Annotated in this window: 12 protein-coding genes, 1 tRNA gene and 1 riboswitch; of the genes, 10 read left to right on the top strand and 3 right to left on the bottom strand. The window is 72.0% G+C overall.

Going from position 1 to position 13,400, the window contains the following annotated elements; all coding sequences use genetic code 11:
- Positions 1–447: putative PEP-binding protein (locus AB0G16_RS37165; RefSeq protein WP_362815478.1), on the top strand; the 447-nt coding region annotated here is incomplete at its 5' end.
- Positions 448–623: 176 nt separating this feature from the next.
- Complete coding sequence (locus AB0G16_RS37160; protein WP_362815477.1) at positions 624–1,856, top strand: deoxyguanosinetriphosphate triphosphohydrolase; 1,233 nt, start codon at positions 624–626, stop codon at positions 1,854–1,856.
- Between the two features lie 157 nt (positions 1,857–2,013).
- On the opposite strand, the gene AB0G16_RS37155 is transcribed toward AB0G16_RS37160, so the two are convergent.
- Positions 2,014–2,889 carry a M23 family metallopeptidase gene (locus AB0G16_RS37155; RefSeq protein WP_362815480.1) on the bottom strand — a complete coding sequence of 292 codons (876 nt, stop codon included), beginning with the start codon at positions 2,887–2,889 and terminating at the stop codon, positions 2,014–2,016.
- Positions 2,890–3,045: 156 nt separating this feature from the next.
- Here AB0G16_RS37155 and dnaG point away from each other — a divergent pair, with 156 nt between their 5' ends.
- The 4 genes from dnaG (at position 3,046) to AB0G16_RS37135 (ending at position 8,120) form a co-directional block, all read left to right on the top strand.
- Entirely contained in the window at positions 3,046–4,896 is a 1,851-nt protein-coding gene (gene dnaG / locus AB0G16_RS37150; RefSeq protein ID WP_362815476.1) for a DNA primase, read from the top strand.
- 152 nt (positions 4,897–5,048) lie between these two features.
- Positions 5,049–6,185, top strand: a complete 1,137-nt coding sequence (rpoD, locus tag AB0G16_RS37145) for an RNA polymerase sigma factor RpoD (RefSeq protein WP_362815479.1) — start codon at positions 5,049–5,051, stop codon at positions 6,183–6,185.
- Between the two features lie 178 nt (positions 6,186–6,363).
- Complete coding sequence (locus tag AB0G16_RS37140) at positions 6,364–7,662, top strand: hypothetical protein (RefSeq protein ID WP_362815475.1); 1,299 nt, start codon at positions 6,364–6,366, stop codon at positions 7,660–7,662.
- Complete coding sequence (locus AB0G16_RS37135; RefSeq protein ID WP_362815474.1) at positions 7,659–8,120, top strand: hypothetical protein; 462 nt, start codon at positions 7,659–7,661, stop codon at positions 8,118–8,120. The genes AB0G16_RS37140 and AB0G16_RS37135 overlap by 4 nt, the downstream gene beginning before the upstream one ends.
- Before the next feature lie 204 nt (positions 8,121–8,324).
- On the opposite strand, the gene AB0G16_RS37130 is transcribed toward AB0G16_RS37135, so the two are convergent.
- Positions 8,325–8,636, bottom strand: coding sequence for a YtxH domain-containing protein (locus AB0G16_RS37130; protein WP_362815473.1), 312 nt, complete (start codon positions 8,634–8,636; stop codon positions 8,325–8,327).
- 173 nt (positions 8,637–8,809) lie between these two features.
- Here AB0G16_RS37130 and AB0G16_RS37125 point away from each other — a divergent pair.
- From AB0G16_RS37125 to AB0G16_RS37115, 3 genes are all read left to right on the top strand, one after another.
- Positions 8,810–8,885, top strand: a tRNA-Asn gene (locus AB0G16_RS37125).
- 317 nt (positions 8,886–9,202) lie between these two features.
- On the top strand, positions 9,203–10,348 hold the full coding sequence (locus AB0G16_RS37120; RefSeq protein ID WP_362815472.1) for a nitric oxide synthase oxygenase: 1,146 nt from the start codon (positions 9,203–9,205) through the stop codon (positions 10,346–10,348).
- 254 nt (positions 10,349–10,602) lie between these two features.
- The gene (locus tag AB0G16_RS37115) at positions 10,603–11,376 is read left to right on the top strand and encodes an enoyl-CoA hydratase (protein WP_362815471.1); all 774 of its coding nucleotides are present in this window, start codon (positions 10,603–10,605) and stop codon (positions 11,374–11,376) included.
- A 65-nt stretch (positions 11,377–11,441) separates the two neighbouring features.
- Here AB0G16_RS37115 and AB0G16_RS37110 read toward each other — a convergent pair whose 3' ends face one another.
- Positions 11,442–11,963, bottom strand: a complete 522-nt coding sequence (locus AB0G16_RS37110; protein ID WP_362815470.1) for a DUF402 domain-containing protein — start codon at positions 11,961–11,963, stop codon at positions 11,442–11,444.
- Positions 11,964–12,015: 52 nt separating this feature from the next.
- Positions 12,016–12,127, top strand: a riboswitch (SAM riboswitch).
- 36 nt (positions 12,128–12,163) lie between these two features.
- On the opposite strand from AB0G16_RS37110, the gene AB0G16_RS37105 reads away from it, so the two are divergent.
- A complete protein-coding gene (locus tag AB0G16_RS37105) occupies positions 12,164–13,246 on the top strand; it encodes a hypothetical protein (protein WP_362815469.1) in 1,083 nt (360 codons plus the stop codon).
- Positions 13,247–13,400: the final 154 nt, after the last annotated feature.

The raw sequence follows: 13,400 nt of genomic DNA, 5'->3' as shown, positions 1-13,400 counted from the left end.
GAGGTGGGCGTCGAGGCGCTGATCGGCACGATGATCGAGGTGCCGCGCGCCGCGCTGACCGCCGCCCAGATCGCCGAGGCTGCCGAGTTCTTCTCCTTCGGCACCAACGACCTGACCCAGATGACCTGGGGCTTCTCCCGGGACGACGTCGAGGCCGCGTTCTTCGCGAAGTACCTGGAGCTGGGTGTCTTCGGCGTCTCCCCGTTCGAGACGCTGGACGCCGACGGCGTCGGCAGGCTCGTCGAGATCGCGGTGGAGCAGGGGCGGAGCACCCGCCCCGACCTCAAGCTGGGCATCTGCGGCGAGCACGGCGGCGACCCCGACTCGATCCACTTCTGCCACCGCGCCGGCCTGGACTACGTGTCCTGCTCGCCGTTCCGCATCCCGGTCGCCCGCCTGGAGGCCGCCCGCGCCACCCTGGCCTGCGCCGGGTCCGACACCCGCTGACCCGGCGGGCCGCCGCCCTCCCCGCGTCCCGGCGTCCCCCGCCTTGACGCCCCCGTGTCCCCACGTCCCCCGTCGGACCCCGGGCGGATGCCGCCCGGGGTCCGTACCCCCGGTAACCAGGTGTTTTCCCGCCGTTCGGCATGAGCGGAGCTTTCGCGGATAAAATCACTGCACGTATGCACCGTTACGACGAACACGACCAGGCCAGGTGGGTGCCGGAACCGCCCGGCAACCCCGGGAGAAGCCCGTTCGAGCGCGACCGGGCGCGGGTGCTGCACAGCGCCGGGCTCCGCAGGCTCGCGGCCAAGACGCAGGTCGTCGGCCCGGGGGAGACCTTCGGCGCCGGCCAGCACATCCCCCGTACCCGCCTGACCCACTCCCTGGAGTGCGCGCAGATCGGCAGGGAGATGGGCGGGACGCTCGGCCGCGACCCCGACCTGATGGAGACCGCCTGCCTGGCCCACGATCTCGGCCACCCCCCGTTCGGCCACAACGGGGAGACGGCGCTCAACGAGCTGGCGAGCGGCTGCGGCGGCTTCGAGGGCAACGCGCAGAGCCTGCGCCTGCTGACCCGCCTGGAGGCCAAGGTCGTCACCGAGGACGGCCGCAGCGCCGGGCTCAACCTGACCCGGGCCTGCCTGGACGCCGCCGTGAAGTACCCGTGGACCCGCGAGCGCAGTGCCAAGTACTGCGTCTACGACGACGACATGCCGGTCTTCGCGTGGATCAGGGAGGGGGCGCCGGAGGGGCAGGTCAGCTTCGAGGCCCAGATCATGGACTGGGCCGACGACGTCGCCTACTCCGTGCACGACCTGGAGGACGCCCTGCACTCCGGCGACGTGGTGCTCGAGGCGCTGCGCGACCCGGCGGAGCGCCGCGAGGTCTGCGCCACCACCCGCGACTGGTACGCCCCCGACGCCGAGCCCGGCGAGCTGGAGGACCTCTTCTCCCGCCTGATCACCCAACCGCTCTGGCCCCGCCACTTCGACCGTTCGCTCGCCCACCTGGCCGCCATCAAGGGCCTCACCAGCTCGCTCATCGGTCACTTCTGCAGGTCGGCCGAGGTCGCCACCCGCGAGGCGTACGGACCGGCGGCCGGGCGCTACAGCGCCGACCTGATCGTTCCCAGGGCCACCCGGCTGGAGTGCGCGCTGCTGAAGGGCGTCACCGCCCACTACGTGATGACCGGGCACGAGCACAACGCCAACCAGGCGCGGCAGCGCGAGCTCATCCACGACCTGGCCCACCAGATCATGCTGGGCGCCCCCGGCACCCTGGAGCCCGCGCTCAGGCCCGCGTTCGCCCGGGCGACCGGGGACGCCGGGCGGCTCCGCGTGGTCATCGACCAGATCGCCTCGCTCACCGACACCTCGGCGGTCGCCTGGCACCGCCACCTGTCGGGCCGCTGACCACGGTCCCGGCGCACCACGGTCCGACTCACGGTCCCGGGCCGTTCGCCCGTCCCGTCACGCCCAGCCCCGTCCCGTCACGCCCCGTCACGGACCGGTTCGGGCCGGTTCGGGACGGGGCGGCCGGGAGAAGGTCAGGGGGCCGGGCGGGGGAGGATCAGCCGATGCCGCCGTCGCCGCCCAGGGTGACCTGCTCGGGCTCCTCGGGCTTCGGCGTGGACTTCGGCCTCTTGGTGGGCTGCGGCTTGGACGCGCACAGGGTGGAGCACCGCGGGGTGGCCCCCGTCCGGTTCATCACGGCCTGCATCTCCTCCCGGGGCGAGAGGGTGGGATTGCCCGTCAGCCAGGCGTCCAGGTAGTTCCACGGATTGACCATGCCGCGGCGGACCCACCACAGCGACGGGGAGGTCTTCCAGGAGATCGCGAAGTAGAGGTTGCTGGCGGTGGAGCGCGCGTTGCCGGAATTGCCGACCTGCCCGAGCACCTGCCCCGCGGTGACGCGCACCCCCGGCCTGACCCCCTCGGCGACCTGGTCCAGGTGACCGCCCAGGTAGCGCACCCCGTCGTCGCCGACGACCGTGACGAACCGGCCCTCGCGGTCGGCGCCGCGGTCGGTCGAGGGCTTCCACCGGTTCTTGGTGTTGACCTCGTCGACCACCCCCGACACCGGCGAGACGAACGTGCAGCCCTTGCCCGCCCAGATCGTGGTCTTGGGCAGCACCAGCAGGCGGCGCTCGTAGTCGACCGAGCAGCCCCTCACCGGGAAGGCGTAGGTGTGCCTGGAGAGCTTCGGCGGCGGGACCCGCACCGGGGGGTCGGCCTTGGGACGGTCGACCGCCGTCTGCGGGACGGGGGTCGGCGTCGAGTCCGGGATGGTCGCGGTGACCGAGCCGGGCGTCCCGGCGGCGCCTCCCGCCCCGGGAACCGGGGGCGCGGTGCCGATGCCGGCCACCCCGCCCGGGGAAGCGCAGGCCCCGGTGACGAGCACCACACCGGTCACGGCGGCCAGTCGTGCCTTGTGCCCCGATCGCATGATCTCCACCCGCGTACAGTATCGAGAAATCGCTTCTACCTTTGTAACCGACGTCATGGTTGGTCACGACCTCTTCGGGAAAGTCGTCGTTCCTCCTGCCCCCGGCGCCCCTCCCGTACCGCCCGACCTGTCGGGGAGCCGGACTAGACTCGCGGCGTGGCAGGCCGGATCAGTGATGAGGACATCGCGCTCGTACGGGAGCGCTCACCGATCGCCGACATCGTGGGCGAGCACATCCAGCTCCGCAACGCGGGCGGCGGCAATCTGAAAGGGCTCTGTCCCTTCCATGACGAGAAGACCCCGTCGTTCAACGTGACCCCCACCCGGGGGTACTGGTACTGCTTCGGCTGCGCCGAGGGCGGTGACGTCATCACCTTCGTCCGGCGCCTGGAGCACCTGTCGTTCGGCGAGGCCGTCGAGCGGCTGGCCAACAGGGCGGGCGTCCAGCTCCGCTACGAGCAGGGCGGGTACGTGCCCGGCCGCGAGCAGGGCGAGCGCAGCCGCCTGATCGAGGCGCACCGGGCGGCGGCGGAGTTCTACGTCTCGAAGCTGTCGGCCCCCGACGCCGCGCCCGGACGCCGCTTTTTGTCCGAGCGCGGCTTCGAGAGGGTCGACGCCGAGCGGTTCGGCGTCGGGTACGCCCCGGCCGAGTGGGAGGCGCTCGCCCGGCACCTGATGGGCCGGGGCTTCACCGCCGCCGAGCTGATCAAGGGCGGGCTGGCCAAGGAGGGGCGGCGCGGCCCGATCGACCGGTTCCGGGGGCGGCTGGTCTGGCCCATCCGCGACATCACCGGCGACGTCATCGGTTTCGGCGCGCGCAAGCTGAACGACGCCGAGGACGGCCCGAAGTACCTGAACACCCCCGAGAGCCCGCTCTACCACAAGAGCGAGGTCCTCTACGGCATCGACCTGGCCAAACGCGAGATCTCCAAGCGCTCCCAGGCGGTGATCGTCGAGGGCTACACCGACGTGATGGCCTGTCACCTGTCCGGCGTGCCGACGGCGGTGGCCACCTGCGGCACCGCGTTCGGCGAGGAGCACATCAAGGTGCTCAGGAGGCTGCTGCTCGACCAGTCGGGCTCGCACGGCGAGGTGGTCTTCACCTTCGACGGCGACGCGGCGGGCCAGAAGGCGGCGCTGCGCGCGTTCGCCGACGAGCAGAAGTTCGTCACCCAGACCTTCGTGGCGGTGCAGGCCGACGGGCTCGACCCGTGCGACCTGCGCGTCCAGCACGGCGAGGCGGCCGTGCGGGATCTGATCGCGGCCAGGGAGCCGCTGTTCGCGTTCGCCATCCGCAGCGTGATCTCCAAGTTCGACGTGAGCACCAACGAGGGCCGGCTCTCCGCCCTGGACGCCGCCGCCCCGATCGTGGCGGGCATCAAGGACAGGTCCCTGCGCCAGCTCTACGCCGTCGACCTCGACCGGTGGCTGGGGTTCAACAACGAGCGCTTCGTGATCGACCGGATCGCCGAGATCTCCGCGGCGGCCCAGCCGCGCGACCGGCGTCCCGCGGGCCCGCGCAGGGTCGCCGACCTGACCGACCCCGGGGTCCGGACCGAGGCCGAGGTGCTGCGGCTGGCCGTGCAGCGTCCCGCGCTGCTCGGCCCCCGCTTCGAGGCGGTGGGCCCGGAGGCCTTCACGCTCCCCGAGCACGTGGCCCTCTACCGGCTGATCGTCGACTGCGGCGGCACCGCCGCGGCCGGGCAGGGCGGCCGCGAGTGGGTCGACCTGCTGCTCGGCAAGGCGGAGGACTCCCTGCGGGGGATGGTCACCCGGTTCGCCGTGGAGGAGCTCCGGGCCGACCTGGCGAGCGAGGAGCGCTACGCCTCGGCCATGATGGCCGCCCTGGAACTCGTCTCGGTGGCACGGGCCATCGAACAGCTCAAGTCACGGATGCAGCGGACCAACCCGGTCGAGGAGCAGCAGGAGTACAACCGGCTGTTCGGCGAGCTGGTCGCGCTGGAGCAGCAGCGGCGCGTCCTCAAGGAGCGCACCGCCGCGAGTTGACGGCGTAATGGGCTTTAATATCCAGCCGGTGATTCCACCAAACCCTAATAAGGTCTCGATCCTATAAGGAACACGGCCTTACCTTCGGTGACAAAAATAGGTCTGCCATTTTGGGGAGCCAATACAGCAGACTGTCTCCCGTGGGTGCATCGGTGCTGCCAAGTGGGCCGCCATCGGTAGACCAGGTGGCCGACCTCGTCGCGAAGGGAAGAGAGCGCGGAAGCGTCACGGTCGATGACGTGGCCGCCGCTCTCGACAAATCCGAGCTGCCGTCCGACGCGCTTGAACGCGTCGTGCGCATGCTCACCGAGCACGGAGTGGAGGTCCTCGAGCCCCAGGGCGACGAGGAGCCCGCCCGGCCCGATGAGGAGGATGTCGGTAAAAGGGCGCCGACCAGCGATCTCGTCCGCATCTACCTGCGAGAGATCGGTCGGGTGCCCCTGCTCACGGCCGAGGAGGAGGTGGAGCTCGCCAAGTCGATCGAAGCGGGCCTGTTCGCCGAGGACAAGCTGACCGGCGTCGTCTCACGCCTGGGCTTCCCGGAGTTCAGGGAGCTCGTCTGGCAGGGAACGCGGGCCAAGCAACGGCTGATCGAGGCCAATCTTCGCCTGGTGGTGTCAATCGCCAAAAGATATGTGGGACGCGGCATGCTCTTCCTGGATCTCATCCAGGAGGGCAACCTCGGGCTCATCCGTGCGGTGGAGAAATTCGACTACACGAAGGGCTACAAGTTCTCCACATACGCCACCTGGTGGATTCGCCAGGCGATCACCAGGGCGATCGCGGACCAGGCGCGCACCATCCGGATCCCGGTGCACATGGTCGAGACGATCAACAAACTGGTGCGGGTCCAGCGCCAGCTCCACCAGGACCTGGGCCGTGAGCCCGCTCCCGAGGAGATCGCGCTGGAGATGGACCTGCCGATCGACCGGGTGATCGAGATCCAGCGGATCGCCCAGGAGCCGGTCTCGCTCCAGTCCCCGATCGGTGAGGAGGACTCCGACCTCGGGGACTTCATCGAGGACGCGGACGCGGTCGTGCCGATGGAGGCAGCCGCCTTCATCATGCTGCAGGACCAGCTCGACGACATCCTCGCCACCCTGTCGGACCGGGAGCAGCGCATCATCCAGTTGCGCTTCGGGCTCGCGGACGGGCATCCCAGGACGCTGGAGGAGGTCGGCAGGGAGTTCGGGGTGACGCGCGAGCGCATCCGGCAGATCGAGTCGAAGACCCTCGCCAAGCTGCGCCACCCGACCAGGGCGCAGATGCTTCGCGACTACCTCGACTGAAGGCGCCGCCACCTCGTCCGAGGCGCCGCCCCGGCGTCCAGGCAGGGCCGGTGACCCGGCTTCCACCGGGTCACCGGCCCTTCGGGTGCCGTCCGCGCGGTCACCCTCGGGCGTATCGGACCGGTCCCGACCCGGTTCCGGGCTGTTCTCCGGGACGATACAGGCGCAGACTGGGCGGATGGAGTCGCGAGCGGCGGTCGACGACGCCGCACTGGGACGCGAGGCGTGGGCCGTGCTCGACGCGAACTGGACGGGCTCCGCCACCGTCCCCGCCCCCGGCCTCTACCCCCACCAGTGGAACTGGGACTCCACCTTCGTGGCGATCGGCCTGGCCCGCTGGGACACCCGCAGGGCCGGCACCGAACTGCTCAGCCTCCTGGCCGGGCAGTGGAGCAACGGCATGGTGCCGCACATCGTCTTCCGGCCCGTCCGGGCCGAGGCCTACTTCCCCGGCCCGTCGGTATGGCGCTCGCGGGACCACCGGTCAGCCCCCAACGGGGTGGGCACCTCCGGGCTGACGCAGCCGCCCCTGCACGCGCTCGCGCTGTGGTGGATCTGGCGGTACGCGACCGACCGCGACACCGCCACGGCCCTGGTACGCAGGCTCTACCCGATGCTGGTCGCCCAGCACGACTACCTCGCCACCGTCCGGGACCTCGGCGGAGGGGGGCTCGCCGCGATCGTCCACCCCTGGGAGTCGGGCATGGACGACAGCCCCGTCTGGGACGCCCCGCTGGAGGCGGTGCCGCCGGCCGGCACCCCCTACCGGCGGGCGGAGTCCTCCGAGGGGCGTCCGGGCGGCCATCAGGACCGCTACGTCGCGCTCGCCCTGCGCTACCGCGACTCCGGCTACGAGGCGGCCTACCTGCGCGACGAGCACCCGTTCGCGGTCGAGGACCCGATGTTCAACGGGATCTGGCTCGCCTCCTGCCAGGCCCTGGCCGAGCTGGCGCCGGTGGCGGGCGCGGACCCGGGCCCGCACCGGGTGGCGGTGGAGCGGATCCGCGCGGCACTGCTGGAACGCCTCTGGGCCGACGGTCTCTTCCGCGCCCGGGACCTGCGCGGCGGAGGGCTCAGCCCCGTCTGCACGATCGGCTGTTTCGGGCCGCTGCTGGACCGGGAACTGCCCGCCGACCACGTCGCGGAGCTGGTGGGGGTGCTGGAGTCGCCCCGCTTCATGGGGGCCGCAGGCTACCCGGTGCCCAGCTGCGAGATCCGCGCCCAGGAGTTCGACCGGTCCTGCTACTGGCGCGGGCCGTCCTGGGTGAACACCAACTGGCTGCTGCGCCGGGCCGCGGCCGTCCACGATCTGGCGGGGCTGGTCCGGGTGCTCGGGGCGAGCACCCTGCGCCTGGTACGGCAGGCGGGTTTCCGCGAGTGCTTCGACCCCTTCGACGGCAGCGGCCGGGGCAGCCGGGACTTCTCCTGGTCGGCGGCGCTCACCCTGGACCTGCTCGCCGATACCGTGGAGGGATGAGGCTCTTCAACCGCATGCCCGCCGAGGTCCGCGCGGCCGTCGTCCCGGGCGACCGGGTGCTCACCTACGCCGAGGGGCCGGGCGGCCACGTGATCGCCACCGACCGGGCCCTGTACCTGGGAGGCGCGCGCCTTCCCTGGTTCCAGGTGGATCGCGGCATGTGGGACGAGGAGGGGCTGACGGTCGTCACCACGGACGGGCGCTCGCACCGGGCCCTGCTGCCCGAGCCGGGACGGATCCCCGAGACCGTACGCGAGCGGGTGACGGCCTCGATCGTCGTCAACCAGTACGTCCCGCTGGACGCCCGGGGGGGAGTGCGGCTGGTGGCCAGGAAGGCCGACGCCGACAGGCTGGTCTGGGAGTTCGTCTTCGACGCCGGTCTCGACCCGGAGGACCCGGGCCTGCGCGCCCTGGCCGAGCAGGCGCTGGAGGAGACGCGCCGCAGCTTCGGCGTCTGAGCCGGGCCCGCCGGGGCCGCCGGGGCCTCGTGCCTGACGGGTACGGTGAACCTCGCCCCGGACGGGCACGGCGAAGGCGGACCTCGGCCCTGACGGGCACGGCGGGCCTCACCCCTGGCGGGCACGGCGAAAAGGCCCCCGGAGGGGCCTTCCCGGCCCGCGGGCCGCTTCCCGGCCCGCGGGCCCGGAAGCGGCGCCTGCCGGTCAGTAGGGCGCGGACGTCTTCTGGTTCTCCGGCCAGCCGGTGCCGGTCTCGTCCGCCTCGTCGCCGTGCCAGCCGTTGGTCGGCTTCAGGAACGGCAGCCGGTTCTTGGCCACGTCGCTGACCTTGTCCTTCGCCACACCGGTGGCCTTGGAGACCTTGGAGCCCACCAGGCCGGCGGTCTCCTGCACGGACGGGTTCTCCGAGACCCGCTGGGCAAGCTGCTTGATCTGCTCGTAACGCTCCCGCCCGGCACGGGTCCCCAGGACGTAACCGGCCGCGAATCCCACACAGAACATCATCCGATAACGCATGTCCACCTCCACAAGCATGTTCCGCCGGACCCCGTGATGCGATCACCTGCGGATCGCCACTCGTCCCGCCCCTACCCCGGAGTATCGATGCGACACACACCCATGGAGTGCGCTAATCTATTCCTGCGCCGCAAGGAACGGGGAACATCCGCTCCGACCAGCGCAAAGCGCGATCCCGTGTAGCTCAATCGGCAGAGCAGCCGGCTGTTAACCGGCAGGTTATAGGTTCGAGTCCTATCGCGGGAGCCATCACGAAGGCCCCGGAAGCCCAGCTTCCGGGGCCTTCGCCGTTCGTATCCCGATTCAGCGGACAAACCACGGCGAATCACAGAAAATAAGATCGCCGTGCCCGGGACCCCGTGATCGCAGCGGGTGGACCGGCGCGGCTGCCGCGGACCACACCGATCGCAGCGGGGAAGGGCCGCCGCGTTCAGGGCACCGTGCCGCCCGGAATGGCCCCGTGCCCGTGAGCCACATTGGGTGGTTTTGCTGTGCTCACCTGGCGAAGATCCCGACATCGTGCCCCGGATCCGGTCCATGCCGTCCCCGAGACGCCCCCGGCGGTCGTGCGGGCCCCGTCCGAGGAGAGGGCCGGGGCGGACGTGGAGACCGCGGCCGAGGACTATCTGAGGTTGTTCCACGCGGAGAATCCCGGGGCAGGTGACCCGCGGGAGCGGCTGCGCGAGGTCCGGCGGGAGATCGCACGGACCGGTACGTACACGCACACCCCCGACGAGCTGGTCTTCGGCGCCCGGGTGGCCTGGCGCAACAGCGGCAGGTGCATCGGCCGGCTGTACTGGCGCTCGCTGCGGGTGCGCGACCGGCGGTACGTCACCACGGCCGAGGGCGTCGCGGTCGAGTGCGTGAACCACCTGCGGGACGCGGCGCCGGCCCGCCGGATCCGCCCGACGATCACCGTCTTCGCCCAGGACCGGCCGGGAACCCCCGGGCCCCGGATCTGGAACGAGCAGCTCATCCGGTACGCCGGCTACCGCATGGCGGACGGTTCCGTCGTCGGGGACCCCCGCTACACCGACTTCACCGCGACGCTGCGCGAGCTGGGCTGGCCCGGCGGCCCCGGAAGCCCGTTCGACGTCCTGCCGCTGGCGATCTCGGTGGGGGACGGCCCGCCGCTGCTCTCCACGCTCCCCGGTGACGCCGTGCTGGAGGTGCCGATCTCGCATCCGGTGCACGCCTGGTTCGAGGAGCTGGGACTGCGCTGGCACGCCGTTCCGGTGATCTCGAACATGTGCCTGGAGATCGGCGGGGTCTGCTACCGGGCGGCGCCGTTCAACGGCTGGTACATGGGCACCGAGATCGGCGCCCGCAACCTGGCCGACGCCGGACGCTACGACCTGACGCCGTTGATCGCGCGGCGTCTGGGACTGGACACCCGCAGCGAGCGCTCGCTGTGGCGGGACTACGCCCTGGTGGAGCTGAACGCCGCGGTCCTGCACTCCTTCGGGCGGGCCGGGGTGACGATGACCGACCACCACACCGAGTCCCGGCACTTCCTGAAGCACCTGGAGCGCGAGGAGAAGGCCGGCCGGGTCTGTCCGGCGGACTGGAGCTGGATCGTTCCGCCGATGTCGGCCTCGGTCACCCCGGTGTTCCACCGCTACTACGAGGACCGGCTGCTCATGCCGAACTTCGTCCACCACCCCGACTCCCTGGAGCGCGGGCTCGGCCGCGGGGGAGGGTGGGGAGGCTGACCCACGGCCCGCGGAGGGCCTGAGGCCGACCGGGGAAGGGCCGGGAGGTCGATCCGCGGAGGCCGGAAGGTCGGGAGGCCGGAAGGTCGGGAGGCCGGTCCGGAGGATCGGGAGGCCGGCCGGAGGTGTGCCGGACCTCCGGCCGGCCCGGCCCTGCTGACGCCGGACCGGGAAGGGTGTAGAACGATATTCTGTAACCTCCCGCCGGAGGTTCTCGTGCGGGAGCCCCCCGGGGCTCCCCGAAGGGAGGCGGAATGGTCGATCTGGTGCTGTCGTCGATCGAGCGGGGTGTGCTGACGCTGACGTTCAACCGGCCGGACCGGCTGAACGCCTGGACCGACGACATGGGCCGGCGCTACTTCGACCAGCTGGCCGAGGCCGAGAAGGACCCCGGGGTGCGGGTGATCGTCGTCACCGGCGCGGGGCGGGGCTTCTGCGCGGGCGCGGACTTCCAGACGCTCGCCGCCCTCCAGGACGGTTCCTACTCCGCCGAGCCCGACAGTCGTCCCACCACCTTCCCGACCACGATCCGCAAGCCGGTCATCGCCGCCGTCAACGGTGCCTGCGCCGGGCTCGGCATGGTCCACGCCCTGGTGTGCGACCTGGTCTTCACCGCGGACGAGGCCAAGTGGACCACCGCGTTCGCCCGGCGCGGCCTGATCGCCGAGTACGGCCTGTCCTGGATCCTGCCGCGCCTGGCGGGCCAGGCCGCGGCCATGGACCTGCTGCTGTCCGGCCGTACCTTCACCGGCGCCGAGGCCCGCGAGCTGGGCCTGGCCAACCGGTCGGTGCCCGGGGAGAGCCTGATGGAGGAGACGCTGGCCTACGCGAGGGAGCTGGCCACCCACAGCTCGCCGGCCTCGATGGCGGTGATCAAGCGCCAGGTCTGGGGTGACTGGCAGCAGAGCCTGGAGTCCTCGGAGTCGGCGGCCGTGCGCCTGATGGTCGACTCCTTCTCCCGGCCGGACTTCGTGGAGGGCGTGGCCAGTTTCGTCGAGCGCCGCGCCCCCGGGTTCCCGCCGCTGTAGGCGGGTCCGCCGGGCCGCACGGGGCCCGGCGGACCGCGCGCGGGATCCGCCGATCCGGACGGGGGTCAGGTGACCAGGGAGAGCCAGTGCGGGGCGGCGCCGAAGGGGGCCGTGCCCGAGGTGACCGCCTCCATCAGCCAGGCGGCCGAGGCGCGGGCGTTCTCCACCACCTCGGGCGGGTACCCGTAGCGGACCCGGTGCTCCTCGAACTCGTCCTCGTCGTCCAGGAAGATCCGCCTGGTCCGGCCCTTCGGCACGTCACGGCGGGTCCGGATCACGTCGAGGTCGAGGTCGATCATGGTGACCTCGCCGTCACGCCACTGCGGCACGGTGGAGATGTCGCAGTAGAGCTCGTGCTTGTTCGGGGCGGCGTTGAAGGCGGCCGTCCACCACGCGTCGCGGGGGAAGAGCATCACGAAGGGGGTGGGCCAGAACACGGCGGGCCCGTCCCCCTTGTGGCCGCTGGAGCCTGCCGCGCAGCCCGTCCACACCCCGTGTTCGTCCTCGCCGAGCAGCAGGCCGCGGTGGTGCCAGTGCAGCGATCCGTCGTACTTGCGGTAGACCACGTTCACGATCTCGTAGGACATCCCCCGACAGTAGGGCTTGACAGTCATCCATGCATTTCCTACCTTTTAAATAGGTTAAATGCGTCGATGTGAGACCCCGGCCGATTGACGGGCGCCCCTTCCGTCGCGAGGGGCGCCTCCGGGGAGGACCCGGCGGCACGGTCGGCGTGCCGCGAACGCGACCCCCGCGGGGGCCGCCGAGACGCGCACGGGAGTGCCACATGTCGCAGAGCGCCACACCGGAACCCGGCCCTTCCGGGTTCGCCGACCTCGCGGGTCTCGACCCGGACGGCGTCCCCGCCGGAGAGCCGGTGATCGTGAAGGGGACGGGGCCGGCCCTGGCCGGTCTGCTGGCGCCGCTCACCTCGGGCAGGGGCGGCCGGTTCGTCCACGGGTACGACGGGGAGCGGGTCTACCTGCCCGGCGGGCGCGAGCCCCTGCTCCACGTGGGCTCGGAGCGCGGCGTGCCGTACCACCCCGGGTTCGCCCATCCCTTCGGCGGCGCCGAGCCGCCGGTGCCGCGCTTCCTCACCCGCGAGACGCTGGGCGCCGGGCCGTGGAACTTCCGCCGCGACGTCTGGCCCCTGGTGGCCAAGGAACTCGCCTTCGCGTACTACCACGAGCTCATCACCGCCCGTCCGGAGCGGGCGCGGTCGACCTGGGAGGAGTTCGAGGAGGCCTTCGCGGGGGAGGAGTGGGGCAGCCTCGCGATGCGCAGACTCGTCCGCGCCGCCGTCCCCCGCCACCCGGACCGGCTCGACCTCGACCGCCTCGACCGGCCGCTGCACGGCATCAGGTTCGGCGACCTGCCGGGGATGGGGAAGTGGATGCGCGGCTACCTCGCCGCCGTCCTGGAACGGCGCTCCGACCCGGCGCGCAGCGCCGACCACGCGATGGTCCTCGCCCTGCTCTCGGTCCGCGCCGTCCTCGCCGAGGCCGGCGTGTCCGACCCGTGGTTCCGGGAGTTCTCCGACCATCTCGCCGGCGGCCCGCCGGCGTCGCACCTGGAGGAACTGCGCGCCCTGGCCGCCGCCGGGGTGGTCACCTTCCTGGGCGCCGATCTCAAGGTCGACCGGTACGAGGGGCGCTGGCGCGCGCAGACCTCCACCGTCCCGGGCGGCGTGACCGCCGCCGTTCTCGTCGACACCGGCCGTCCCGCGTGGTCGCCGGACAGCACACCGGTCCCGGCCCCCGGACCGGACCCGTGGACCAGGACGCCGCGCAGGAGACCGGCGGCGAGGACCGAGGCGAGATTCTCCAGGATCCTCGCGGCGACACCGGTGTGGGGCCGCCACCCGACCTGACCCGTGACCGGGCCGTACGAGCCGTGCGGGACTCCCGGTCGTAACGGGACAGGGGCCGGTGGCGTGACCGGACCGGGCGGGGGCGAAGGGGTGCGCCTCCCGCGGACTCCAGGTCGGCCCTGCGGTGCTGGGCGGCCCTGCGGTTCTGCTCGTG

The sequence above is a fragment of the Streptosporangium sp. NPDC023615 genome (assembly GCF_040640155.1).
Taxonomy (GTDB): domain Bacteria; phylum Actinomycetota; class Actinomycetes; order Streptosporangiales; family Streptosporangiaceae; genus Streptosporangium.
Note: the sequence above shows the minus strand (reverse complement) of the source record. Positions and strands in the feature narration are given on the sequence as shown.